Raw genomic sequence first — 24,048 nt, 5'->3', positions numbered from 1 at the left:
CGAGCTGCCCGACGGTGGATTTCGGCGGTGCCGTGCCCGCCTCCGGCGTGGGCCTTGACGCTCCGGGGGCGGCGGCCGCCACCACCCCTTCCGCCGCCATGGCGAGCTGCCCGACGGTGGATTTCGGCGGTGCCGTGCCCGCCTCCGGCGTGGGCCTTGACGCTCCGGGGGCGGCGGCCGCCACCACCCCTTCCGCCGCGACGGCGAGCAGCCCGATGGTGGTCTCCGGCGGTGCCGTGCCCGCCTCCGGCGTGGCCTTGACGCTCCAGTGGCGGCAGCCACTACCTCTTCCCGCCGCGACGGCGAGCCGCCCGACGGCGGTTCCCGGCGGTGCCGAACCGCCTCCGCCGGGGACCACCCCCACCGCCCGCGGCACCGCCCGGCGGAGCCGAGCCCCGGTGGAGCCGGACCCCGGAGCCCCCTAGCGGTAGCGCCCCAGTTCCCGACGCGCCAGCGACCGCTGGTGCACCTCGTCCGGCCCGTCCGCCAGCCGCAGCGTCCGTGCCGCCGCCCACAGCTCGGCCAGGGGGAAGTCCTGGCTCACGCCCCCCGCGCCGTGCAGCTGGACGGCCTTGTCGATGATGTCGACCACCGCCCGCGGCGTGGCGATCTTGATGGCCTGGATCTCCGTGTGCGCGCCCCGGTTGCCGACCGTGTCCATCAGCCACGCCGTCTTCAGCACGAGCAGCCGCAGCTGCTCGACCGCCACCCGCGCGTCCGCGATCCACTCCTGCACCACGCCCTGCTGGGCCAGCGGCTTGCCGAACGCCGTGCGGGACACCGCCCGCCGGCACATCAGCTCGATCGCCCGTTCGGCCATGCCGATCAGCCGCATGCAGTGGTGTATCCGGCCGGGGCCGAGCCGGGCCTGGGCGATGGCGAAACCGCCGCCCTCCTCGCCGATGAGGTGCGAGGCCGGCACCCGGACCCGGTCGAAGACCACCTCGGCGTGCCCGCCGTGGGAGTGGTCCTCGAAGCCGTACACCCGCATGGCCCGGCGGACTTCGAGGCCCGGCGTGTCCCGGGGGACCAGGATCATCGACTGCTGGCGGCGCGGATCCGCCCCCTCCGGATCCGTCTTCCCCATGACGATGAAGATCTCGCAACCCGGGTACATGGCCCCGGAGATGTACCACTTTCGGCCGGTGACGACGTACGCGTCACCGTCCCGCTCGATCCGCGTCTCGATGTTCGTGGCGTCGGAGGAGGCGACCTCCGGCTCGGTCATCGCGAAGGCGGACCGGATCTCCCCGGCGAGCAGCGGCTCCAGCCACCGCTTCTTCTGCTCGGCCGAGCCGAACTGGGAGAGCAGCTCCATGTTCCCCGTGTCGGGCGCCGCGCAGTTCAGGGCGGTGGGCGCCAGATGGGGGCTGCGCCCGGTGATCTCGGCGAGGGGCGCGTACTGGAGATTGGTCAGCCCGGCACCGTACCCGGCGTCCGGCAGGAACAGGTTCCACAGCCCCCGCCGCCGCGCCTCCGCCTTGAGCTCCTCGACCACCGGCGGGACGTCCCAGGGCGAGGCCAGCGCGGCCCGCTGCTCCTCGGCGACCGGCTCGGCCGGGTACACGTGCTCGTCCATGAAGGCCAGCAGCTCGCCCCGGAGCTCTTCGGTCCGCGCGTCGAATGCGAAATCCATGGTGCTCAGCCCTCCTGCAGGGTGGTGAGTCCGTTGTCGATGAAGAGGGGAACGAGCGACCCGATGCGGTCGAAGCCCGCGCCGACCGTCTGACCGAGGGTGTAGCGGTAGTGGATGCCTTCGAGGATCACGGCGAGCTTGAAGTAGGCGAAGGCGGTGTACCACGGCAGCGCCGAGACGTCACGGCCCGACCCGGCCGCGTACCGCTCGACGATCTCGGCGGGGTCGGGGTGGCCGGGGGCCTCGCGGGTGGTGGAGATCGGCGAGCCGGGCACGGGCCGCTGCGCGCTGTACATCACCAGCAGACCCAGGTCGGTGAGGGGGTCGCCGAGGGTGGACATCTCCCAGTCGAGGACGGCCCGGACGGTGTCGTCGGCGCCGATCAGGACGTTGTCGAGCCGGTAGTCGCCGTGCACGACGGTGGCGGCGGGCGAGACGGGCAGCGCCGTGCCGAGGGCGGCGTGGAGCTCGTCGATGCCGGGCAGCTCACGGTTGCGGGACGCCTCCAACTGCTTTCCCCACCGCCGCAACTGCCGCTCCAGGAAGCCCTCCGGGCGCCCGAAGTCCGCGAGCCCCGCTTCCCGCGGGTCGACGGCGTGCAGCTGGACGAGCGTGTCGGCGAGCCCGAGCACCACCTGCCGGGTGCGGTCCGGGCCGAGCGCGGTCAGCTGCCCGGCCGTACGGTAGGGGGTGCCCTCGACGAACTCCATGACGTAGAAGGGCGATCCGATGACGGACTCGTCCTCGCACAGCAGCAGCGTCCGCGGCACCGGCACGGCGGTCGGGTGCAGGGCGCTGATCACCCGGTGTTCGCGCCGCATGTCGTGCGCGGTGGCGAGCACATGGCCCAGGGGCGGGCGGCGCACCACCCAGCGGCCGGTGCCGTCCGTGACGGCGTAGGTGAGGTTGGAGCGGCCGCCTTCGATCAGCTCCGCCGTCAGCGGCCCGCGCACCAGCCCCGGCGCCTCGCGCTCCAGATACGCGCGCAGCCGCTCCGGATCGAGCCCTGGGGGGTTGCCCTTGCTCATCGCGTGCTCCTCCATGGGGAATTGAGCCTGTGGACGGTGCGGTCCCGGTCCTGATCCCGGTTCCGGTCCGGGATCATCATGCCGACCAGTCGGTATGCCGTCTAGAGCATCGCGTGGGGGAAACCCGCCGGGACGACCCGGAGCGGAGGCGTCAGGGGCTCACGCGTGGCAGGTCATGGGCTTGCCGCCGTTCATCGTCGCCATGTCGCCGAGGACGCCCGCCAGGTCGAGCGGCGATCCCAGGGGCAGGCCGTCCAGTTCGGCGTAGGCGCGGTGCACGTTGGCGACCAGCCGCTCGCTCTCGCGCAGCCGGCCGAACTCGCCGGGGTCGGCGGCGCGGGCGACCTCCAGGGGCGTCCGCCCGGCGGCGTGCCCCTCGCGGGCCAGCTCCCCGACCCAGTGGAAGTAGCGCTCCAGGACGTCGTACGCCCCGGGGTCGGTCACACGGCCGTGGCCGGGGACGACGGTGTGCGCGTCCAGCTCCCGGAGTATCTCCAGGGAGCGCAGCGATCCGGCGAGGGAGCCCATCAGGAGGAAGGGGGTGCCGCCGTTGAAGACCAGGTCGCCGGTGAAGACGATGCCCCGCTCCGGCAGCCAGGCGATGGTGTCGCCGACGGTGTGGGCCGGACCCGGGTGGATCAGCCGCACCTCGGTGTCACCGGCGTACAGGGTGAGGGTGTCGGAGTAGGTGACCGTGGCCGGGGAGATGGCGATGTCGCCGTAGTCGACGTCGGGCCAGGTGGCGTGCAGCTGGTGGCCCACCGCGATGGTCTCGGAGCGGCAGGCGGTGTGCCCGATGACGGTGGCCTCGGGGAACACGCAGTTGCCGTAGGTGTGGTCGCCGTGGTGGTGGGTGTTGACGACGGTCGTGGGCACCGGCCCGCCGCCCTCGGTGGCGGCGGCGCGCAGCAGCCGCGCCCGCCGCTCGGTCGCGGCGGTGTCGATCAGCGTCGTCCGGCCGCCGCCGGTGACGATCCCCGCGTTGTTGAGGCACCAGCCGCCGTCGGGCTGGAGGAACGCGCGCACGCCCGGGGCGAGGGTGACGGTGTACGGCTCCGTCCCCTCGGCACCGGCGGACGGGGTGGTGGTCGTGACGGTCATGCTGGCGTGGCCTCCCCTGGACATCCGCGCGGAACCGCGCGGAACGGACTACCCGTCAGAATACGGGCGGGGGAAGGCCGGTGGCGCGGGGCGTCAGCCGCGGCGCTCCATGCCCGGACGCAGTCGCTCCAGCAGCCCGTAGAGCGTGGCGCGCTCCGCCTCGTCCAGGGTGTCGAGCGCGCTGTGGGTGGCCTGCATCTCGGCGCGGACGCGGCGGATGGTGTCCAGGCCCTCCTCGGTGGCCACCACGTTCTTCACCCGGCGGTCGGCGGGGTCGGGCTCGCGCCGGACCAGGCCGCGCGCCTCCAGGCGGTCGACGATGCCGGTGACGTTGGAGGCGTCGCAGACCAGCAGGGTGGCGAGGCCGCGCATCGGGACCGGGCCCTTGAGCTGCGCGAGCAGCTTGGCCTGGACGGAGGTGAGGCCCTGGCGGGCCGCGGCGGCCGCGAAATCCTGCCACTGTGCGGTGCCGAGCGCCGCCACCAGCTCCAGGAGCTGGGCCTTGGTGGGGGGCTGCGGGGTGGTCGCGGTCATGCCTCAAGTGTACTCAAGAGCTTGAAGCAGTAAAACATTAACTTGACTACCTTAAGCATTTCGGCCTACCGTGCATCGAGTTGCTTGATGAGTTCAAGCATCCATGTCATGAAGCAACTCGAAGGACCGCCACCCCCTCATGAGCCACCGAGCCACCGCCCCCGCGGACGGGCAGCGCAACGAGACCGTCATCGTCTTCGCCCTCAGCCTCGCCGCCATGGTCGTCTCGATGATGCAGACCCTGGTCGTCCCGATCCTGGGCCTCATCCAGAACGACCTCGAGACCACCACCGCCAACGTGAGCTGGGTCACGACCGCCACCCTGCTCTCCGCCGCCGTCTTCACCCCCCTGCTGGGCCGCTTCGGCGACCAGCACGGCAAGAAGCAGACCCTCGTCGGCGTACTGATCGTGATGGTCGCCGGCTCCGTCCTGGCCGCCGTCACCCACTCCCTGCTGTGGCTGATCGTCGGCCGGGTGCTCCAGGGCGCCGCCACCGCGATCTTCCCGCTGGCCCTCTCCGTCCTGCGCGAGGAGGTGCGCCCCGCCAAGCTGCCCGGCGCCATGGCCATGGTCAGCGGCACCCTCGCCTTCGGCAGCGGCCTCGCGCTCGTCGCCACCGGCCTGCTCACCTCGGGCGACAACCCCGACTACCGCAGCGCCTTCTGGCTGGCCACCGGCCTCGCCGCGCTCGCCCTGATCGCCGTCGCCACGCTCGTGCCCGCCACCCGGCAGACCACCGGCGGCCGCACCGACGTCCTGGGCGCCCTCAGCCTCGCCGCCACCCTCGTCCTGCTCCTGCTGCCCATCACCCAGGGCCACGAGTGGGGCTGGTCCTCCGCCCGGACGATCGGCTGCTTCACCGGCGCCGTGGTGATGGCGGCGGTCTGGACGCTCGTCGAGCGCAAGGTGAGCGAGCCGCTGGTCGACATGAAGATGTTCGTCCACCGCCCGGTCCTCTTCGCCAACATCGCCGGTCTGCTCGTCGGCTTCGGCTCCTTCGCCCTCTTCATCGGCGTCTCCTACCTGGTGCAGATGCCGTCGAAGGTCGCGGGCTACGGCTTCGACGCCTCCGTCCTGCGCGCCTCGGTGCAGTTCCTGCTGCCCAGCACGATCGTCTCGCTGCTCGCGGCCCCCGTCGGCGGCCAGCTCGTCCGCCACAAGGGCCCGCGCCTGGTCCTGCTGCTCGCCTCGCTCATCGGCACCGCGGGCTTCGTGTGGATCGCGCTCGACCACGAGCACAGCTTCTCCGTCATCGCCGCCGGCATGCTCGTCGGCGCGGCCATCAGCTTCGGTTACGCGGCCATGCCCGCCGTGATCGTCACCAGCGTGCCGCACCACCAGACGGGTATCGCCAACGGCATCAACTCCATCTCCCGCTCGACCGGCAGCGCCATCGGCAGCGCCATGATCACCACGGTGCTGGCGTCCAAGAGCATCGAGCACCTGCCGCCCGGCGCGCCCAAGCTGCCCGCCGAGAGCCAGTTCACGCTGACGTTCGTCATCGCGGGCACGGCGTTCCTGCTGGTCGCCTTCGTCGCCCGGCTGGGCCTGCGCAAGGTCTCGGGCATGCGTGCCGCCGAAGTGGCGGCCGGCGCCCCCGCGGCGGACGCTGAGACGGCGACCGCCCGAGCCTGACCGGCTGACCATCACCCCCACAAGGAGCACCATCATGAAGGCCATCAGCTACCGGTCCTACGGCGGCCCCGAGGTCCTGGAGTACGGCGAGCTGCCCGAGCCCAAGGTCGGCCCGGACGCGGTCCTGGTCGAGGTCAGGGCCGCCGCGGTCAACCCCGTCGACTGGAAGGCCCAGGCCGGCTACCTCGACGGGATGATCCAGGCCGTCTTCCCCGTCGTTCCCGGCTGGGACGTCTCCGGCGTCGTCGTGGGGCTGGGCGCCGACGCCGGCGAATTCCAGGTGGGGGACGAGGTCATCGGTTACGTCCGCGAGGACTTCCTCTCCCGGGGAACCTTCGCCCAGTACGTGGCCGCCCCCGTCCGCACGCTGGCGCGCAAGCCGGCCGACCTCACCTTCGAGGAAGCGGCCGGCATCCCGCTGGCCGGCCTGACCGCCTACCAGTCGCTGCGGGCGGCCGGGGCGGGCGAGGGCGACACCGTCCTCGTCCACGCCGCCGCCGGCGGGGTGGGCAGCATGGCCGTCCAGCTCGCCAAGCATCTGGGGGCCCGGGTCATCGGCACGGCCGGCGAGCGCAACCACGACTACCTGCGCTCGCTGGGCGCCGAGCCCGTCACCTACGGGGACGGGCTCGCCGAGCGGGTCCGCGGCCTGGCGCCCGAGGGTGTCGACGTCGTCCTCGACTTCGTCGGCGGCGGCACGATCCACACCTCGCCCGAGGTCACGGCCCCCGGCGCCCGCCTGGTCTCCATCGCGGACCCGGACGTGAGCGCCCTGGGCGGCCGCCTGCTGTGGGTACGTCCCGACGCGGCGGACCTCACGGCGCTCAGCCGCCTGGCGGAGCAGGGGGTGCTGTCGGTCGAGGTCGCGAAGACCTTCCCCCTGGAGCGGACGGCGGACGCGCAGCGCCTGAGCGCGGAGGGCCACACGCGGGGCAAGATCGTGGTGACGGTGGCGTGACACCGTCCGGACGCCGGACGCCGGACGGGCGGCAACATCCAGCCCGTCCGGCGTTTGAGGACACCGTGACCTCAGCCGCAACGAGGAGCGGCACCCTCACCCCGTCGAAGCTCAAGCAGCCGCGCAAACGCCTCCAACCCGTCCGGCACCCACTCCCACACCCCGAGCGCGGCCTCCAGCTCCCCCTCGGAGAGGAACGCGTGCCAGGCCACCTCCGTCACCTGCGGCGAGACCGCCAGGTCACACCGCACCTCGTAGACCGCCGACCACCACGACCCCCCGGCCCCCTCGTAGAGGAAGCGGAAGAGCGGCGTGGGCGCCGGCAGCCCGGACACGCCCAGCTCCTCCTCGGCCTCCCGCAGCGCCGCCTCGTCGTAGGTCTCGCCCGCCCCGAGCACGCCGCCGACGAACATGTCGTAGCGGGAGGGGAAGACGAGCTTGTGGGCGGTGCGGCGGTGGACGAAGATCCGGCCCTCGCCGTCCCGGGCGAGGACGAAGACGCACCGGTGCCGCAGCCCCCGCGCGTACACCTCGCCGCGCCGGGCCCGGCCCACCACCCGGTCGTGCTCGTCGACGACGTCCAGCACCTCGTCCTCGGGCTTGCTCAGCTGCTCGGCCATGACGTCATCCAATCAGCCCGCCGCGGCGTCCCGCGACGGCCTCCCGCGACGGCGTCAGCGCGGCTGAAGGTCGCGCACGCGGTCCGGTGTCGCCGACCCCGGCGGCATCGCCGGGTGCCGCCCGATCAGGACGATGCCGGCCACGATCGCCGCCAGCCCGGCCGCCTCCCAGGCCAGCGCCCCGGGCGTCATCCGCAGCCGGTCGCCCAGGAACCCCACCCCGCAGGCGATCCCCGCCAGGGGCTGGGCGGCGGTCAGCGCGGGCAGGGACATCCGCAGCGGCGCCGTCTCGAAGGCGCTCTGCACCAGCACCAGGGCGGTGACGCCGAGCACCAGCACGGCGTACGGCTGCCAGCTGCCGATCAGGGCGGTCAGGCCGCCCTCGGACACCCGCTCGCCGCTGACCCGGGTCAGCGCGTCCTGCACGCCGTAGAGCATCCCGGCCGCCACGGCCAGCAGCGGGGCCTCCACGCTGACCCGCACCCGCTTGGCGACCGCCGCCAGCAGCAGGGCCCCGCCGATCATGATCCCCACGATCAGCCAGTGCCGCAGAGGGTCGGTGACGGAGTCGCCGCCCCGCGGCCGGCCCGCCACGATGAAGGCCGTCACCCCGCCGGCCAGCAGCCCCAGCCCGCACCACCCCGTCCAGCCGAGCGGCTGCCGGGTCTGCCACCGGGAGAGGGCCATGGCGAACAGCAGGTGCGTGGCCATGAGCGGCTCGACCAGCGACACCTCGCCGTGCCCGAGGGCCAGCGCGCCGAGCACCATCCCGCAGATCATCAGGCCGATGCCGGCCCGCCAGCGGGGCACGCGGACGAGGTCGAGCAGCAGCCGGGGGGAGAGGAAGTCGCTCATCGGGGCCCGCTGCGCGGCGTTCTGCTGGAACACGAAGCCGATGCCCAGGCAGCACGCCGCGCTCACGGCGAAGACGAAGACCATCACGTCGCGCACCTCAAGGCGGGGTGAACGGAAGGGCTTGACGAAGGGGCGGCGACCGCCGTGCGAGCGGCGCCAGGATCGGGTACCCCGCCGCCGCCCGTTCATCCCCACCGGCCGCCGCGGTCACCGTGCGTTCGGCGGCAGGGCGGCCCGCCCCTCGTCGGGCGAACAACTGTTCGTCACGGAGGTCCGTGCGTCCCGGTGGGGTCGTTCCGGCGGTCTCCGTGCCCCCCGTCCACGGTGGCGCCGGCGCGGCACGCGGAAGGCGACACGTGCGGTCCGGTGCCGGGCGGCAGGCAACCCGATCTGCCGATATGGGAGTTGATGTCGCGTCAGCCGCAAGATCGGTCTTGACTCGGAGCGGTGACTACCGGTTTGCTGTGCGTGACCGAAGTGGTCGGTTTGCGGACGCCCGGCACCGGCGTCCGGAGGGGACGTACGCCGTGGAGGAAGCCCGCAGATGACGCCCCCACCCTTGGGCCGCCCCCGGAACAAGGACGGACTGACCTTCGACCCCGCCCTCGACGACACCGAGCTCGCCACGGCCCGTGACGCCCTGGCCCGCGGTCGCTGGGCCGACGCCCGCCGCCTCCTCGCCGAGACCGGCGACGACTGGGACCGCCGCGGCCACCGCCTCGTCGTCCTCGCCGAAGGCCCCGCCACCGCCGCCTGGGCCCGCGAGTGGCAGCTCGCCGAGCCCGACAGCCCCGACGCCGCCGTCCTCCTCGCCTGCGCCACCGTCTGCCGGGCCGTCGGCGGCAAGGAGATACCCGAGGTGGCCCGCGCCGCCTGCCTGACCGCCGCCAGAATGGCGCCCGCCGACCCCTCGCCCTGGCTCGGCATCCTCATCCTCGCCCACCGCACCGGCACCGACGACGAGCGCGTACGCGCCTTCGACCAGGTGCGCGCCCGGCACCGCGACCACCACCATGCGCACCACCTCATGGCCGCCTGCCTCGCCGAACACCAGACGGGCGACCGCGACGACCCCCTGCACGAGGTCTACGACTTCGCCGCCTGGGCCGCCGAACAGGCCCCCGCCGACTCACCGCTGGCCGTCCTGCCCGTCGTGGCCCACGCCGAGCGCTACCGCGTCCTCGCCCGCGCCGGCGTCGAACCCGCCGACCCCGCCCGCTCCGGACACTGGGCCACCCGCCGCGCCCGTCAGGTCATGAAGGCCGCCTTCGACTGGTGGCTCGAATGGGACGTCGACGACGGCACCACCGCCCACCCCCGGCGCAAGGTCGACCTCAACTACCTCGCCCACGCCAAGCTCCAGGAGAACCGCCTGGCCGAGGCGGCCGCCCTCCTGACCCGCATCGGCCCGCACGCCACCCGCGCGCCCTGGTCCTACCCCGACCGGGACCCCAGGAAGGCGTTCCGCGCCGCGCGCCGCGCGGCCCTCGGCGCCGCCTGAACCCGCAACCCCCGCTTTCCGCCACCGCTCCCCCCAGGGAAGGACGACCCCGCCATGCCGACGGGCACGACGAGCGAGATCAGCACGTTCAAAGGCCAGGAAAGGCGGCTGCGCGCCGACCGCATCGGGCTCGCCGGGCTGCTGCTGTCGGTGGTCGCCGCCAGCGCCCCGCTGATGGTCACGGCGGGCGTCATGCCCACCACCTACGGCACGATGGGCATCGTCGGCCAGCCGCTGCTCTTCGTCATCCTCGGCGTCGTCCTGACCCTCTTCAGCTTCGGCTACGCCGAGATGAGCCGCCACGTCCACAACGCCGGCGCCTTCTACGCCTACATCGCCCGCGGCCTCGGCGGCACCGCGGGCGCCGCCGCCTCCGTCGTCGCCCTGGTCGCCTACAGCGCCATGCAGTTCGGCATCTACGGCATCTTCGGCTTCGAACTCTCCGGCCTGCTCGACAAGCACCTCGGCATCGGCCTCGCCTGGTGGGTGCCCGCCCTCGCCGCCGTCCTCGCCGTAGCCGTCCTCGGCTGGCTCAAGATAGACCTCAACGCCAAGGTCCTCGGCGTCCTGCTGCTCATCGAGTGCGTGATGGTCGCCGCCTTCGACATCGCCGGCCTCGCCGACCCGGGCCCCCAGGGCGTCTCCCTCCACTCCTTCGACCCCACCACCCTCGACGGCGCCGGCCTCGGCACCGCCCTCTGCTTCACCATCGCCGCGTTCGTCGGCTTCGAACAGGCCGCCGTCTACGCCGAGGAGACCAGCCGCCCCCAGATTGTCGTCGCCCGCGTGACCTTCCTCGCCGTCGGCTTCGTCGCCCTCTTCTTCGCCCTCAGCTCCTGGGCGCTCAGCGTCGCCGCCGGCCCCGCCGACATCGTCGGCCTCTCCCGGGAACAGGGCCCCGGCCTCCTCTTCACCCTCACCGAGAACCGCCTCGGCGGCGCCTTCGCCGACGTCATGCACCTCTTCTACGTGACCGGCATGTTCGCCGCCATGCTCAGCTTCCACAACGTCGTCGCCCGCTACGCCTTCGCCATGGGCCGCGAGGGCCTGCTGCCCGCCGCCATGGGCCGCACGGCCAAGGGCAGCGGCGCACCCGCCTACGGCTCCCTGCTCCAGAGCGGGATCTCGCTCGTCGTCGTCCTGCTCTTCGCCGCCACCGACAGCCGGCCGAACGGCGACCCGACCGCGCCCGTCCAGCGCCTGTTCACCTGGAGCGGCAACGTCGGCGCGCTCGGCATCATCGTCCTCATGGCCGCCGCCTCCGCCGCCGTCATCGCCTTCTTCGTCCGGCGCGGCGCGGCCCGCCCGCAGGCGCCACGGCTGATCGCCTCCGGCCTCGCGGGCCTCGCCCTGCTCGTCATCGCCGGCTACGCCGTCAAGGACTTCGACGTGCTGGTCGGCGCCGGCTCCGGCTCCGCCCTGCGCTGGATCCTGCCCGGCGTCATCGGCGCCGCCGTCGTCGCCGGCCTCGTCTTCGGGGCCGTCCTGCGGCGCCTGCGCCCCGAGGTGCACGCCGGCATCGGCCTGGGCAACGAGGCGTTCCAGCTGGAGAAGGCGGCCGCGGCCGCCGAGCCCCGGGCCGTTCACTGACGGAGGCGCTCCACCACGCGAAAGCGCTCGGCGATCACCGGAGTCGTGTCCGTCACGGTGAACCCCGGATCGCCGAGCGCCGCGCGCAGCTCGGGGCCGTGCCAGTACGTCTCGTGATCGGCCCGCCACCGGGCGATGGTCTCGTGCCCCTCGCCCTCGTCACGGGCGTGCGCCAGGTCGACCTCCGCGAGCGGCAGCACCCGGACCTCCGTCACCTCGATCACCGCGACCGGCCGGGCCGCCGAATCGACCAGCGCGTAGCGGTCCCCGGGGGCCGGCAGCGGCTCACCGGCCGCCTCGTACTCGCACAGCAGCCCGGTGGTCGACGTCTTGGCACCCGACAGCACCGCCGCCACCAACTGGTCGCGCAGCGGCCCCGGGAACGCCAGCTCGAAGACGGGAAGCCCGTCATAGGTCGTCATGCGCGCACTGTAGGGGCGGCCCGCTCGCCGGGCCCACCGAATATCGCGGCGGCTAGCCCTCCAGGGCCTTGCCCACCCGCCGCGAGGCGGTGAACTCGTACAGATCCAACACCCCCGGCGGCTCCGCCAGCCCCGGCCCGCCGGCCCGCACCCACGCGCCGATGTCGGCGAGCGCCTCGTCGTCGTTGACCAGCCCCAGCCACACGGGCCGCCCCCCGGCGGCCCGCCCGGCCGCCGACGGCTGTACGACGACCACGTTCGCCTGGTCACACACGTCCAGACACTCCGAGGCGCGCACCTGCGCGGCACCCTCCACGGCCCCGCGCAACCGCCCTATCTGCCCGGCGTGATCGACCCCGGGCACCTTCTGCGGGTCACCGCAGCAGCACCCCCGGCACACGGTGATCCGGCAGGGCGCGGGGGCGGCAGCGGCAGCGGTGCGGCGGGCACGGTTGGTGATCATCCGCCAGATGATACGCAGCGGGGCAACCGTCTCGGTTGGTTATGCCTTCCCTCGCTTCGGGCCGCTGTTGGTCATGCTTTGGTCACGTGTCCAACCGGCTCATCACGGGACCGGAGGTAACGCCGGTCAGTCCAGGGAGGCTAGCGCACTCGCTATCAGGGAACGCGCCGCACCGCCCCGCGCTGCCATCTGAGACAACCGCTCAAAGGCGCGGGCGTATAGCTCGACCTGACTGGGTTGGGTGAGTGTTGAAGCGGCATCCAGCGTGTCCGCGTGAACCCTACCGTCATCGAAGATCGTGAAGGTCGGCATGGGCCACACTGTGCGCTGTGCTGAGAAAGGAATGATTCCCACGGCGACGTGCTGTAGATCCATGATGCCGAGCAGGTGGCCAAGCTGCGCCGCCATGGTTTCGGCGCTGCACAGCCGGTACCGCAACACCGACTCCTCCAATACGAACGAGAACCGGCGTGCGCCGTTGCGCAGCACTGCGTTGCGCTTGATGCGGGCCGCCACGGCGTCACTCACGTCGTCCGGGGTCCCACGGAAGTCCGCGATGGACGACAGCAAGGCGGCGGCATATCCAGACGTCTGGAGAAAGCCGGGGATCACATCGGATACGTAGACCCGGAACGTCTTTGTTTGTTGGTACAGATCCCCTGTGGACTCTTGCAGACGACGGAGCCCGCTCCGCTGGAGCTGTCTCCACTGCACATGAGCGTCGGCCGACTGTCTGTTGGCCGCTATCAAGTCAGGGGCCTGATCATCGGCACCGCAGGCACGGCACCACGCTCTGATGTCGCTGTCCGAGGGGGGTGTCTTGGCGTTCTCGATCCGGGACGACTTCGACTCTGACCAGCGGCACCTGATGGCCAGCTCCCGCCCGGTGATCCCCGCGTCCTTCCGGATCTCGCGCAGACGGCCGGCAAGTTCCTCACGGGCCTTCTGGACTCGTGAAGAGGGGTGTGGGGGCATGGAGCCGGCCTTCGTCAGATCTCGTACAGGTGGTGCGGGATCGCTCGCTCCCAGACTGCTTCGAAGGCAGTGGAGCACAGTTTCACGGTCTCCGGGTCGGCCGTGATCTCGTCCTCGACCACGACGCCGTCGCCGGAGAAGTGGTGCACTCGGAGCAGCGCGCCATCGAACAGCCAGAAATCATTGCCGGGCAGGGGGATGTTCGTGGCCCGTCGTCGGGGTAGCCACCGAACCTGCTCGCCCGCCGTGACGTTGGCGTGTGTGACGTAGTGCTCCCACCGGATGTACTCCGACACGGGCTCCGAGACCACTCGGGCTCGGCGGATCGCAACGCCCCGAGACACGGTGTCCGCAATCAACTGATCGTAGGGGTGCCACCAGGATGGCCGGTCCTCCCAGTTGATCCTTTCACCTCGCTTCCATGCCTCGAACCGGTCCGTGGGGGCGTAGGAGTCGCGAAGCTCCAGATGGACGGCGGACCGCTCGCACTGGCCAAGCAGCTCAGCGAAGCTGGGCACGCTCGACGGCATCGCATGCCTCCCTGATCATCGCAATCATCCGGGCCGGAATCCTGACGATGGCTTCGCTGTCGGGCACCGGTCCGTTCGCCGGGCTGGTCCCCTCGCACTCCGCCCGGGTCTCGGCGCTCGGCTTCCACCCCTGCAACAAGATCTCCTGAGCCTCGGTGTCCGCCCACACCGTGGGGCAGTGGTCCCGGTCGGTGTTGGGGTCGATCCCTACGAACTCGACGGCCATGGCTGGCTCCTTGGTCCAGGTGCTTGCTCGGGCTTGCATGAGCCTGTCTGAACTGCGGGGGAAGCGTCAAGGGGGCTGTGGGCCAAGGAAATTGGCGTGCAAGTCGGTGCAAGTTTGTGGTGGTCGGGGTTCCACCGTTCCTAGCGTGTGGCCATCGGACCACGTGAGGGGACGGCGAACATGGCGAGCACGACGCAGGCGAGGAACACCGACGAACGGCAGTGGGACGCGCGGCAGTCGGAGTACACGACGTATGCCCCCTCGGGGCACACGTGCCCCGACTGCCAAAGGCAGATCAAGGGCCTTGAGCTGTGCCGTCGTATCACCGTTGCGAGAGCGTCCGCGTCCCCGGCGGCCGTCTACCGGCACTATCCCGAGTGCCCCGAGCCCCAGGCCGCACGATGACGGCTCCCGCGAGGGTCCGACGGCGCCAGTCGCGCCCCCAAATCCCCGCTCCGCCAGCTCAGCAACAGGAAGGACTAGCCGTCGGGGCGGGTTGCACGACGGCGCGGGGACGACTCCCCGTGTCGCCTCAGTGTTCGACAGAAAGGAGCGCGTGAGAATGGGGAAGAAGAACGAAGACGACTGGGACCCGTACGCCAACCAGGACCAGGCGACTGATCCCGATACCCGTGTCTCCCAGAACGGGGACGTGCACAGCAGCATGGCCGACGACGAGGACCGCGAAGGGAAGTAACGCCCGTGATCCACGGCGAGAACCTGGCGAAAGACCTGCGACGTGATCACGGCTTCATCCACGTCGGACGGACCAGGGACGGTAACGCCGTGGTCATGCGCAAGGGCGACAAGTGGACCGTGGTCCCCCTTCGCTGGCTCACCGACGAGGCCGTGGACACCATCAAAGCCAAGGCCGGAATCAGTCTCGTGTGAGTCGTCGCAGCAAAGGAACGCCCCCGCCGATCGGCGGGGGCGTTCCCTCCGCCAACGTCCGGCACCACTCGCCGGGCTGCACCATGGCCCGCTACGGGCACAGCAGGAAGAACGGAGCGCGGAAGCTCGCCGCCTCCGGAGCCAACAGGCTCGGCCTGTCATCTCTGGTCTGACCTGGGAACTCTCCGGGCTGGTGGTCACGTGTTGGTCACGCCGCACCCTGGAAAAGCAAAAGAACCCCAGCCGAAGCTGGGGTTCTCGCTGGTGTCCGAGGGGGGACTTGAACTCTCACCTCGGGCACCAGCACGGTAGGGCTCTGACCTGCGAAAACACCCGGATGAGGGGGTCTACCTGCCCTCTCGTGTTACTGGGTATTCCTGCGTGTTTCCGGGGGCTCCCGGCCTCTACTGGTCACACGCTGGTCATGCGGGACGCGGGTGATGATCCCGGCTCCGCCGGCCCGGAGAGGGTGAAGCCCGTAACGCCGTGCTCGGCCTCGCGGTCACCCTCTGGCAAGCCACCGCCGGTCATCAAGACAACGCCCCCATGTCGACGAGGAGGACGGCATGGGGGCGTTGTCAGTTCGGGGACTACCGCAGATAGGTGCGCTGCCAGTCGATCGACGTCATGTTCTGCGCTGCGTCGGCAAGCGCGATTGCCGACGCCGTCTTGAGCTTCGCGCGGGTGCTGTCAACCCACTCCCGCGCGTTGACGTATCCCTGTTCGAGGTACTCCAGCCCCTGAATCATGCACTCCAATTTGTCGGCATCATGGGCCACCACGACCTCTGGCGAGTCTCCATGCTCGTACTCAGCAACGATGGCCTGGATGCCGGAAGCAACTGCGGGGTGGGCATCAGCTACCTGATCCGCTGTGACATCCTCGTTGCTGGCGGCTGTCAGGTAGCGGCGTCCGATCCAGGGAATGTCACCGACACGGGTCTCTTGCGTGTCATGGAAGGTGCAGAGCAATGCGACCTTGGCGGGGTCGGCGCCTTCCATCATGGCTAGGACGGAGCCAATAACCGCTGTCCTGAACGAATGCTCCGCGATCGTCTCAGGGTCCTTCACGCCAGCGATCCACCATCCGGACCGCCGCGCGCGCTTAAGAGCACCCATTTCCATCAGGTAGCTGACGGTTCCCTTGGCGTGCTGATCATCATCGGTCATGCGGCTTGTCCTCTCAGATGGATCATGGGTTGCTCAGTCGTAGACCGTAGTGCACAGCGTCAAGCTCCCGCCGGGACTGAGACGACACTGAGTCACTGTCGAGCAGGGAGCAAACACGCTGGTGTAGATCACGACCGAGCTCAGGATCGCTGGCCAAGACACGGGGCGTTGAGGCGATCAAGGCCCACACCGAGTGGACGTTGAGATCAACGCATCCCAGGCCAGGGTCAAGCCGATCTACGAGGCGCCGTAGCAGGGCACCAGCATCCCAGCGATGCGACGACCGCTCAGCCATGAACGAATCGTCGGGGCGCGGGCACTGGTCCAAGCCGAGCCAGTAGGCCCAGTAGTTGAGATTGGCCATTTCACCTGCGTCGTTGCTCATCCCCCTCTGAATGAAGCTATGGAGGCGGTCGACATCGCCGTATCGGGTCAAGGACGTAGCAAGCGACCGTGCGTCAGTCCACGCAGGCGTCCAAATCTGGTGGTCCAGCCGTATGGGCCTGCGACTCTGCATGTCCCCGAGCCATGCATGGGAGTCAGTAGAGGTGTCATAGCTGCATAGGTAGAGGGCTTGCCGGCGTAGCAGATCGCCATCAGGGCCAGCGTGGTCAGCGACCTCTGCGCACCACCTCATGTGGCGGAAGAACCGCCGTCGTTCAGCACCGGCCAGCTTGGGTGAGACGGGAGACGGCCCCCGGCGCCTCACCGTCGCGATCGTGGTGCGAGACACGGTAGGGGGTGCGTCACCCGTGAGTGCCCACGCGATCATGTGAGTCGCTGCGCGAGTGAAGACCCATCCCGCTAGCGGGTGGTCTGCAATGTCCTGGCTCCGGCCGTCGTCAGATAGCGCGTGGGCGATAACCGAGTCAGCTTCCATGGCGGGATCGAGCAGCACCAGTAAGGCGGGGTCTGCACCGTTCCGCAGCATCTTACGACGCAGAGCCAGAAAGGCCGATGACGCGACGGCGGTCAGTGGTCGGCGCCCAGACTCCCAACCCTGCACCGTGGTCGGGTCCACCCTCAGCCGTTCAGCAAGTTGCCGCTGAGTGAGGGGCATTCGTTCGCGGATGATCTTAAACAGATGGCCGGTGACAGCCCCCTCCCCGATCCGCAGGCCCGATCCCTGACTGGCGGTCAGTGTTTCCTGACTTGACGGTGGTCGAACCATGGGAACTCCTCGGGTGCCGGCCCTCGAACAACTCGTACCCTGCGTCAGTTTTTCCGCACCCCTGACCGTCATACCTTCGTGGCGGTCACCGGTTGGCGCGGAACACGCCGAGCATAGTTGCGGAGCGCGACGGTTTGAGTGCGCGCTGAGGTGACCGACCGCATGGGAGTCCCTTTCAACAGAGGCAGGTGAAGCAGGTGACCACCAAGCCGCGGACGGTGGCCGGCAAGCCCCCCGAACGCCACTCGAAGCCGCGAGCGCGCACCGACAACGCAAGACGGGGCCTGGGTGAGTCCGCGGATGGACCGGACCTGTCCAGTCTCTCGACCGGCAGTAGTGCGTTTCCGGCGTGTCAGTGCCCCCAGCACCGTGCAGGGGAGGGAAAGCCGGACACATCCGTCCGGTTGACCTCCCGTGCGGCCAGCACCCCTCAATGGGGTGGTGGTCCCCGGTGAGGCGACTGTGGCGGCGCATCCGCCGGGCACCCGCTGACATGCACCGGTGGTGGTGTCTGCAAGGGCAGTTCTCCCTGCCCGTGCGGGCTGTCTGGCCCAGCCGGCGACGCATCCACGCAAGAGCCCGCGCGGCGATGGCCGAACCGGGTTACCACGACAAGGCGTTGATGCGCATCCAGGCGGGCGTCAGGTTGCGCAAAGCCGACGAGTTCCTAAAGTCCCCCGAAGGCGAGGCACACATGTTTCGTGTGATCTTCGGTGCGGAGGCGGAACCGATGATCGGGGAGCGAGAGTGACCCGTCGCTGCTTCCGCTATGTACCGTTCACGATCTCCCAGGATCTCACGGCATGGCCGGAGTACAGCGCCGTATGCGTGTCAGGCGATGTGTCCGAGTGCGGGGCAGGATCCGGCAGGCTGACCACCCCGGCAGCTGTCGAAGAGTGGATGCGACGACACACACAGACCACGGATCACCTGCGGTACGAGCGCGGGTTCCACGACTACGCCGAGCTCGCCCCCCAGGACGACGGCGAGGTCTGGCAGGTGATTCGCGGCAGCAGCAGGGCGCAGAGTACGCCGGCGATTGAGTCAGAATCCCCGTTCGTACTCGGGCCCGTCCCGGATCACCCTCGTGTGGTCGCCTGCCCCAACGGTGGTGAGCCCTTGCTCGCCGATCCGTACGAGTCCGGGGACGCCAACTCTTTCTACTGCGAGAAGCACGGGGTGCGCTACCACCTCAAACCAGCGCACCCCAATTATCTTCCGGTAGCCCCGTTGGAGGCAGGAGGGGGAGCCCGTGATTGAGGGCGGGCTCCGCAGAGGCATGGCGGTCTACGACCCGGAGACCGACATGATCGCCATGGTCACCTCGGTCGACAGAAGCAGGGTATGGCTCTCACGCCCTGGTGGCCGCGAGTGGGAGGTGCAGGCCCCTAGCCGGTTGCGTCCCGCGGACGCACACGAGCGGCGGACCCTGCGGGCCCTGGTCTTGCATCACGAACAGCAGCGCCGCGGCACCACCCCCTGAACGCCCGTTCCCTGCTGGTCGACTCCGTGAGTCTCCCCCGTGAGGAGTCCCGGCAGGGAACGGGCCCCGCAGACACCCGCCCTGGTCAACACGCCTGCTGGTCTTTTCGTCCTTGGTGTCCCAGCCGGCGTGGGTGCCGACCGAGACCAGGGCGGGGCCAACGCCCGCCCGGCCCACCTCGTGGTAGAGAGTGGCCGGACGGGTCAGTAAGTGCAGTGCACCACTCCAGCTATAGGAGGGAGCTCGACATGAGCACCACTCGGTTCATGACTGTGATGGGCGGCGGGCACGGAAAACCGCAGGAGGAGGGGGACGGTCACCCCGGTCAGCCGTGGCAGCCCACCGAGGAGCCCACCCCTGATGGGGGCCAGCCCAGCGAGGGCGGGAAGCACGGCAAGTGACAGCACGCACCGAGCAGGAGAAGCGGTTCTCTCGTGAGGAGCTGGGCCGCTCCCTCCTCGAAAAGGGATGCATGACACCTGCCTGGGCGCCAGCCTTTGAGGCGGTGCCACGATCGGCTTTCCTTCCCGATCTGATGTGGCCCCACGACATGGAAACCAGTCGGAGCGCCCCCGTGGACAGATCTACCGATCCGGAGGCATGGCAGGCATACGCCGACTCCGATCAGCCCATCGTGACCCAGTGGGACGACGGGACACACCAGGGCACCGAGCCCGGCACTTCGTTCAGCTCCTCGTCATCGATGCCCAGTGTGGTCTTCTCCATGCTCAAGGACCTGGATGTCCGCGAAGGTCACCGGGTGCTGGAGATCGGTACAGGGACGGGCTGGAACTCCGCTCTCCTCGCCCACCGCCTCGGCGCCTCGAATGTCGTCTCGGTCGAGGTGGACGGGGCAGTTGCCCAGGCTGGTCGGGAGGCACTGAAACGGTTTGGGCTGCCGGTAGAGGTGGTGCACGGCGACGGGTACCTCGGGTTCGCCGACAGGGCGCCTTACGATCGCATCATCGCCACGTGCGGCCTGCGCAGCATCCCCCGCGCCTGGCTCAATCAGATGACACCGTGCGGCGTGATCCTCACTCCGTGGGGGACCTACTACGGACCGAGCGAGGCGACGGCCCGCCTGGTGGTCGCCGAGGACGGCCGTAGTGCGTCAGGGCTATTCACGCGGCCCGTGGCTTTCATGCGGATGCGCTCGCAGCGTCGTGGCTGGCCCCAGCACAGTGAATACGTGCCGGCGGGGGCAATGGATGCCGCGGACGTGTCCACGACCACCGTCGGCGAGGACGAGTTCTCCAGCACCGAGGGTTTCCGACTTGCCGGATTCGTCATCGGACTGTGCGTCGACAACATCGTCCACCTGGCCGACAGAAAGGAGAACGGCAAGAGGGCCGTCTGGTTCTACGGACTGAGTGACAAGTCGTGGGCCTGTGTGGTCTTCCGCGACGACCGCAAGGAATCGAGGGTCTACCAGTCCGGCCCCCGGCGGCTCTGGGACGAAGTGGAGACTGCGTACCGGTGGTGGGAGGGCAACGACCGGCCGGGCTATGAGCGATTCGGCCTGACGGTAGACGACGCAGGCGAACGGGCATGGCTCGACTCACCCGACAACCCTGCTGCCCTTGCGCTCTGACGCGTAGGCCCCTGGACACCCCGTCCGTGCGCTTCCTCCCGAGGCGGACGGGCGGGGCCTTGTCACCCTGTGAACAAAAAAATCAGGCTCAGCCGTTGCCGTCGTCCGGATCCCCCGCGGTGCTTGGATCCGGGGCCGCAGAGTGGTCTACGACCCGAGACCCACGCCCCCACTCCGTGCGGATCAGTCCACGCTCCCGGAGAACCTTCACCGCCCGCCGGGCAGTCTCCCGCGCCACCCCGAACCGCTCGCACAGCGCCGCATCAGACGGGATAAGAGCGCCCGGCGCGTACGTACCCGCTTTGATCTCCGCCGTGAGCACTTCGAGCACCTCCATGTACGGGGCGCGCGGTGCGTGGGGATCAGTTGGGTTCTCAGGCATAGGGAGAGCGTAGACAACGGCCCTCTAGTGGGCGACATAGACCGGCTAGACCAGTGGATGACCTAGACAGGTTAGACAGGTCAGGACTAGCGTCTCCCACAACGAAAACGCCCCGGGCGGTCGCTCGCAACGACCATCCGGGGCTCGCCGAACACAGCTATCGAGGAGCTGAACGACGTATGCGCCATGCTATCGCCCGCTTATCCCTCCGGGTGCTCCGGCGGGTGTTGCCCGCCCAAGGACGCCACCGCGGGACTCGAACCGCCCCCGCACCAACCCCGCAGGCGAGCCCGGTACCTGTTGAGACCAGCTCGGCACCGTACGAGATATGCGGTCCCCGCAAACCCATCCCGCCACATGTCCTCGCTCGAACTATCCCGATTGAGGACAACCGGCCGTTGGTCCCCCTGTTCATCCAGGAGTGGCTCCAAGCGCAAGAGAAGCGGAAGGCGCGGGAGGAGCGGGAGCGCCAGATCCAACGAGGCTTAGCGGCCGTTGCAGCGGTGATGGGCTACGACTACCCCAACCCCGAGCGATACGGCTACGACCGCGACCGCACAGGGGTGACGGTATGAGCGTCGCCGAGTACTTCCCGCCCATACCGGAAGCCCCTGCCGCCCAGTGCTGCAAGTGCCTCCGCGCCACCAGCGCCCCCGTGGCAGTCCGGTACGTCGAGACCGGTAGCGGGCCTGGCATCCCCCTCTACGCATGCCCCCATTGCGCGCCGAGCGTCCCCGCCGGCCCGCACTGGGACGACGTGATCCGCAACCCCTGAACGCCGCTTGTAGCCCCGCCTGGCCAACCGTGAGGCGGGGCTACGGCCTGCCCGGCTGGCTCTATGTCGGCCGATCACGCTAAGTGGGGAAAATGGATCAATGATCTGCTCCAACAGCCCACACAGGCGCCTGAGATGCGCTACGGTAGTCCTCGTCGGGGCCCGCATACGCGGGGCTTGACAGTCTCCGCGCAAGCGGAGGTGAGCCAGCAGGGTTGGGGATACCCGGACCCGAATGGTCCAAAGCTCCGCGAAGGCGGAGGTGAGCCGCCCGCGCTTTGTAGGGATGGCCAACCTGTTTGACCCGCTCCGCGCAGGCGGAGGTGAGCGAAAGGCCCCCAGTCTCTGGGGGCCTTCGTCATGCCGGCTGGAAGACATCCCGGGCCGGATCAGCCGCACGTACGGCGCCGATCACAGCTGCGAAGCCCCCTCCCCGGATCGACGCTGCGGCTTCGGGGTAGCTCAGGTGGGCATTGACCTTGTTCTGTAGCGGAAATTCCCCGCCCGGCCCCTTGCGTATCAGACCTCTGGAAGAGTGAGCAGATGACGACCGAAGACCACGCTGAACTAGGGCGTGTCTGACGGAGCCGGCGGCTAGCTACCCGCCACCTTGGCGAGGGAGTCGAGAAGCTTGCTGCCGCTCTCGAGAATCCCGCTAACGCTGCGCTGGATCTCGCTGACTGGGTCCGCATCGGAGCCGTCGGCGGCCTGAGCGGGGGTAGCTAGCATGATACTGGCCAGAGCGAGTAGGGCACTTGCCACAGTAGTGGTAACCACCCGGCGAACACGGGGCATGACATGCCTCCCAACACGAGTGCGTTGGCACATTGCCTAGCTGGGTGGCAGCATTCCCCGCCCATAGCCCGTACACGAGGCACATAAGAGGCGCAGGGAAGCGCCCAGGAGCGCATGAGAACCACCGTGAGCCTGCGTCGACGCAGTAATAGACCCGTCAGACACGCCCTAGGGCGCACGCCTCAGGCGCCCGAGCGGGGAGAGCGGCTGATCCGGGGGCCTATGCGCCCTACTCGCGGCGGCCGTATCGCCGGTTGCTCACCGCGGCCGTGGCCAGGGGCGACAGTCCGATGACCGTGGCGCGCCCATCGACGTCCCGCACGAGGAGCCACCCCTTCGCCCGCAGCGCCTCGACCTCGGTCTGAACATCACGGCCGGCGTCCGGGGCCAGTTCCTCCGGCGTCGGGGCGTTGCCTGCGCCCAGGTGCTCGACGATCAGGAGGAGCACCCGTTCCTCGGCCGCTGTGATCTGAAAGTCCACGCCCTGACCGTATGCCGGAGCACGCTCGGGCGCGCTTTGGGCTACTGAAGACGGGGTTGGGCACTGAGCTGGATGCCAGCCCCATTTGAAGGCGGCTAAGCCCCCTTAATGCGTTATTGCCTTACCTCATAAACTCGCATCGCGGCAAACTGGTGGTGCCCTATAATCCGTACATGGCACAGAAAGTAGTCACCACATTTACTGACGATCTCACCGGTGAGGAATCGGACGAGATCAGTACCCACACCATCCTTGTTGACGGGGCCGGGGTCGAGATCGACCTCACTCCTGACAGTCACGACAAGCTCATGGACGCGTTGAGGCCCTTCCTGAGCGCCCAGGGCGCTCGCCGGGTACGAGGAGGAGCGTCGAGCTCCGCGGCCACCAAGACGAGGCGCCGTCCCGCGGGGGCAGCCGGCGGCCAGGACACTTCCGCAATTCGCGCCTGGGCCAAGTCTGCGGGTCTTGAGGTGAACGACCGGGGCCGCGTGCCGGCCTCCATCCGGGAAGCCTACGAGAAGGCAAACTAGCCGCCTCTCAACACTCACTCGGTTGCTACACCACAGGGCCCCCTCTCGGGAGGGGGCCTTCTGCTATCCCAGGAACCTACAGCAGGTATATATAACCCCCGACATAAATAATGTAGGCGTGATCCACCCCAATCCGTGACCCCTAACCCGAAAAATGTGATCAGGGGCACGTTGATGAGGTTGGTTAGCTCGTCAGCTTGCCGCCAAACAGGCATCCTCACGCCCTGAAAGCTGCGCAACGGCGCCCGGGAGACCCTTCCGGGCGCTTTTTTCTGCCCAAATGCCGTCCCTTAGCGCCGGCGGACCCTTGGGTGGGCCAGAATCGGGCCTCATTAATTCCGTGACAGCGAAAATTTGATACCCGTACACGGTCGGAAAGAGGCACCCCCGGTGGGTCCTTTTAATAAAGAACTAAGCATTACCCCCGGTGCTTAGACATGCTCTGACCTGCGGTTTTACGGGTTTTATTTCTCTTCGTAATCAAGGCGTGCCGCTTCGTAAACAGAGGATTGTGACGCGGATCACGCTGTTTTGGTATTTGCTGGGAGTGCTGGGGCGGTAGAAATGGGGAGTCAGAAATTGCGGTCCCGGGAATCTGGTGGGGCCGATCTAACTAATCTCCTGGCACTCCCTGTCTGTGATGGGTGGCAGTGCCGGAGAAGCCGTTGAGAGCCGTCCGGCGGGATGTCGGGCAGGCGGATGTCT

The 24,048-nt window shown here is 69.4% G+C and carries 26 protein-coding genes and 1 pseudogene; 11 read left to right on the top strand and 16 right to left on the bottom strand.

What is annotated here, in order from left to right; genetic code table 11:
- The 5 genes and pseudogenes from ABZ951_RS04590 to ABZ951_RS04570 all read right to left on the bottom strand — a co-directional run.
- Nucleotides 1–364 (bottom strand): annotated as a pseudogene (locus ABZ951_RS04590) (hypothetical protein); the annotation flags it as partial.
- Nucleotides 365–421: 57 nt separating this feature from the next.
- On the bottom strand, nucleotides 422–1,636 hold the full coding sequence (locus tag ABZ951_RS04585) for an acyl-CoA dehydrogenase family protein (protein ID WP_344088594.1): 1,215 nt from the start codon (nucleotides 1,634–1,636) through the stop codon (nucleotides 422–424).
- A gap of 5 nt (nucleotides 1,637–1,641) precedes the next feature.
- Entirely contained in the window at nucleotides 1,642–2,664 is a 1,023-nt protein-coding gene (locus tag ABZ951_RS04580; protein ID WP_344088591.1) for a phosphotransferase family protein, read from the bottom strand.
- A 159-nt stretch (nucleotides 2,665–2,823) separates the two neighbouring features.
- On the bottom strand, nucleotides 2,824–3,765 hold the full coding sequence (locus ABZ951_RS04575) for an MBL fold metallo-hydrolase (RefSeq protein WP_344088588.1): 942 nt from the start codon (nucleotides 3,763–3,765) through the stop codon (nucleotides 2,824–2,826).
- A gap of 93 nt (nucleotides 3,766–3,858) precedes the next feature.
- Nucleotides 3,859–4,299, bottom strand: coding sequence for a MarR family transcriptional regulator (locus ABZ951_RS04570; protein ID WP_344088585.1), 441 nt, complete (start codon nucleotides 4,297–4,299; stop codon nucleotides 3,859–3,861).
- A gap of 139 nt (nucleotides 4,300–4,438) precedes the next feature.
- Here ABZ951_RS04570 and ABZ951_RS04565 point away from each other — a divergent pair, with 139 nt between their 5' ends.
- Both ABZ951_RS04565 and ABZ951_RS04560 read left to right on the top strand, forming a co-directional pair.
- On the top strand, nucleotides 4,439–5,935 hold the full coding sequence (locus tag ABZ951_RS04565; protein WP_344088582.1) for an MFS transporter: 1,497 nt from the start codon (nucleotides 4,439–4,441) through the stop codon (nucleotides 5,933–5,935).
- A gap of 34 nt (nucleotides 5,936–5,969) precedes the next feature.
- Nucleotides 5,970–6,893 carry an NADP-dependent oxidoreductase gene (locus ABZ951_RS04560; RefSeq protein WP_344088579.1) on the top strand — a complete coding sequence of 308 codons (924 nt, stop codon included), beginning with the start codon at nucleotides 5,970–5,972 and terminating at the stop codon, nucleotides 6,891–6,893.
- A gap of 71 nt (nucleotides 6,894–6,964) precedes the next feature.
- On the opposite strand, the gene ABZ951_RS04555 is transcribed toward ABZ951_RS04560, so the two are convergent.
- Together ABZ951_RS04555 and ABZ951_RS04550 are read right to left on the bottom strand one after the other, a co-directional pair.
- Complete coding sequence (locus ABZ951_RS04555; RefSeq protein ID WP_344088576.1) at nucleotides 6,965–7,513, bottom strand: NUDIX domain-containing protein; 549 nt, start codon at nucleotides 7,511–7,513, stop codon at nucleotides 6,965–6,967.
- 54 nt (nucleotides 7,514–7,567) lie between these two features.
- Nucleotides 7,568–8,452 carry a DMT family transporter gene (locus ABZ951_RS04550; RefSeq protein ID WP_344088676.1) on the bottom strand — a complete coding sequence of 295 codons (885 nt, stop codon included), beginning with the start codon at nucleotides 8,450–8,452 and terminating at the stop codon, nucleotides 7,568–7,570.
- Between the two features lie 460 nt (nucleotides 8,453–8,912).
- Between ABZ951_RS04550 and ABZ951_RS04545 the strand changes: the two genes are divergently transcribed.
- Together ABZ951_RS04545 and ABZ951_RS04540 are read left to right on the top strand one after the other, a co-directional pair.
- The gene (locus ABZ951_RS04545; RefSeq protein WP_344088572.1) at nucleotides 8,913–9,869 is read left to right on the top strand and encodes a hypothetical protein; all 957 of its coding nucleotides are present in this window, start codon (nucleotides 8,913–8,915) and stop codon (nucleotides 9,867–9,869) included.
- A 54-nt stretch (nucleotides 9,870–9,923) separates the two neighbouring features.
- Nucleotides 9,924–11,459 (top strand): APC family permease, encoded by a 1,536-nt coding sequence (locus ABZ951_RS04540; RefSeq protein ID WP_344088569.1) that lies wholly within the window; start codon nucleotides 9,924–9,926, stop codon nucleotides 11,457–11,459.
- On the opposite strand, the gene ABZ951_RS04535 is transcribed toward ABZ951_RS04540, so the two are convergent.
- From ABZ951_RS04535 to ABZ951_RS04515, 5 genes are all read right to left on the bottom strand, one after another.
- Nucleotides 11,453–11,881 (bottom strand): ASCH domain-containing protein, encoded by a 429-nt coding sequence (locus tag ABZ951_RS04535; protein WP_344088566.1) that lies wholly within the window; start codon nucleotides 11,879–11,881, stop codon nucleotides 11,453–11,455. The two genes, ABZ951_RS04540 and ABZ951_RS04535, sit on opposite strands and share 7 nt — an antisense overlap.
- A gap of 52 nt (nucleotides 11,882–11,933) precedes the next feature.
- Nucleotides 11,934–12,344 carry a (2Fe-2S) ferredoxin domain-containing protein gene (locus tag ABZ951_RS04530; RefSeq protein WP_344088563.1) on the bottom strand — a complete coding sequence of 137 codons (411 nt, stop codon included), beginning with the start codon at nucleotides 12,342–12,344 and terminating at the stop codon, nucleotides 11,934–11,936.
- A 126-nt stretch (nucleotides 12,345–12,470) separates the two neighbouring features.
- Entirely contained in the window at nucleotides 12,471–13,319 is an 849-nt protein-coding gene (locus ABZ951_RS04525) for a helix-turn-helix transcriptional regulator (RefSeq protein ID WP_344088560.1), read from the bottom strand.
- A gap of 14 nt (nucleotides 13,320–13,333) precedes the next feature.
- Complete coding sequence (locus tag ABZ951_RS04520) at nucleotides 13,334–13,849, bottom strand: DUF6879 family protein (protein WP_344088557.1); 516 nt, start codon at nucleotides 13,847–13,849, stop codon at nucleotides 13,334–13,336.
- Nucleotides 13,821–14,075 carry a hypothetical protein gene (locus ABZ951_RS04515; protein WP_344088554.1) on the bottom strand — a complete coding sequence of 85 codons (255 nt, stop codon included), beginning with the start codon at nucleotides 14,073–14,075 and terminating at the stop codon, nucleotides 13,821–13,823. Before ABZ951_RS04515 ends, ABZ951_RS04520 begins: the two co-directional genes overlap by 29 nt.
- Before the next feature lie 562 nt (nucleotides 14,076–14,637).
- Here ABZ951_RS04515 and ABZ951_RS04510 point away from each other — a divergent pair.
- On the top strand, nucleotides 14,638–14,772 hold the full coding sequence (locus ABZ951_RS04510; protein ID WP_344088551.1) for a hypothetical protein: 135 nt from the start codon (nucleotides 14,638–14,640) through the stop codon (nucleotides 14,770–14,772).
- 5 nt (nucleotides 14,773–14,777) lie between these two features.
- Nucleotides 14,778–14,966: a hypothetical protein gene (locus tag ABZ951_RS04505; RefSeq protein WP_344088548.1), complete on the top strand. Its 189-nt coding sequence runs from the start codon at nucleotides 14,778–14,780 to the stop codon at nucleotides 14,964–14,966.
- 590 nt (nucleotides 14,967–15,556) lie between these two features.
- Here the strand turns inward: ABZ951_RS04505 and ABZ951_RS04500 are convergent.
- Together ABZ951_RS04500 and ABZ951_RS04495 are read right to left on the bottom strand one after the other, a co-directional pair.
- A complete protein-coding gene (locus ABZ951_RS04500) occupies nucleotides 15,557–16,135 on the bottom strand; it encodes an HD domain-containing protein (protein WP_344088545.1) in 579 nt (192 codons plus the stop codon).
- A gap of 22 nt (nucleotides 16,136–16,157) precedes the next feature.
- Nucleotides 16,158–17,306, bottom strand: a complete 1,149-nt coding sequence (locus ABZ951_RS04495; protein WP_361278921.1) for a helix-turn-helix transcriptional regulator — start codon at nucleotides 17,304–17,306, stop codon at nucleotides 16,158–16,160.
- A gap of 589 nt (nucleotides 17,307–17,895) precedes the next feature.
- On the opposite strand from ABZ951_RS04495, the gene ABZ951_RS04490 reads away from it, so the two are divergent.
- The 4 genes from ABZ951_RS04490 (at nucleotide 17,896) to ABZ951_RS04475 (ending at nucleotide 20,380) form a co-directional block, all read left to right on the top strand.
- Nucleotides 17,896–18,057 carry a hypothetical protein gene (locus tag ABZ951_RS04490; protein WP_344088542.1) on the top strand — a complete coding sequence of 54 codons (162 nt, stop codon included), beginning with the start codon at nucleotides 17,896–17,898 and terminating at the stop codon, nucleotides 18,055–18,057.
- 501 nt (nucleotides 18,058–18,558) lie between these two features.
- Nucleotides 18,559–18,789 carry a hypothetical protein gene (locus tag ABZ951_RS04485; protein WP_344088539.1) on the top strand — a complete coding sequence of 77 codons (231 nt, stop codon included), beginning with the start codon at nucleotides 18,559–18,561 and terminating at the stop codon, nucleotides 18,787–18,789.
- Nucleotides 18,790–19,037: 248 nt separating this feature from the next.
- Nucleotides 19,038–19,190, top strand: a complete 153-nt coding sequence (locus ABZ951_RS04480; protein WP_344088536.1) for a hypothetical protein — start codon at nucleotides 19,038–19,040, stop codon at nucleotides 19,188–19,190.
- Entirely contained in the window at nucleotides 19,187–20,380 is a 1,194-nt protein-coding gene (locus ABZ951_RS04475) for a methyltransferase domain-containing protein (protein WP_344088533.1), read from the top strand. Before ABZ951_RS04480 ends, ABZ951_RS04475 begins: the two co-directional genes overlap by 4 nt.
- An 88-nt stretch (nucleotides 20,381–20,468) precedes the next feature.
- Here ABZ951_RS04475 and ABZ951_RS04470 read toward each other — a convergent pair whose 3' ends face one another.
- Entirely contained in the window at nucleotides 20,469–20,762 is a 294-nt protein-coding gene (locus tag ABZ951_RS04470; protein WP_344088530.1) for a winged helix-turn-helix domain-containing protein, read from the bottom strand.
- Between the two features lie 1,799 nt (nucleotides 20,763–22,561).
- A complete protein-coding gene (locus tag ABZ951_RS04465) occupies nucleotides 22,562–22,813 on the bottom strand; it encodes a hypothetical protein (protein ID WP_344088528.1) in 252 nt (83 codons plus the stop codon).
- Nucleotides 22,814–22,986: 173 nt separating this feature from the next.
- Between ABZ951_RS04465 and ABZ951_RS04460 the strand changes: the two genes are divergently transcribed.
- Nucleotides 22,987–23,343, top strand: a complete 357-nt coding sequence (locus tag ABZ951_RS04460) for an Lsr2 family protein (RefSeq protein ID WP_344088526.1) — start codon at nucleotides 22,987–22,989, stop codon at nucleotides 23,341–23,343.
- The last annotated feature ends 705 nt before the right edge of the window (nucleotides 23,344–24,048 follow it).

Origin of the sequence: Streptomyces sp. NPDC046215, from assembly GCF_040646215.1 — a bacterium.
Lineage (GTDB): Bacteria > Actinomycetota > Actinomycetes > Streptomycetales > Streptomycetaceae > Streptomyces > Streptomyces stramineus.
This window is presented reverse-complemented; position numbering and strand designations above follow the sequence as displayed.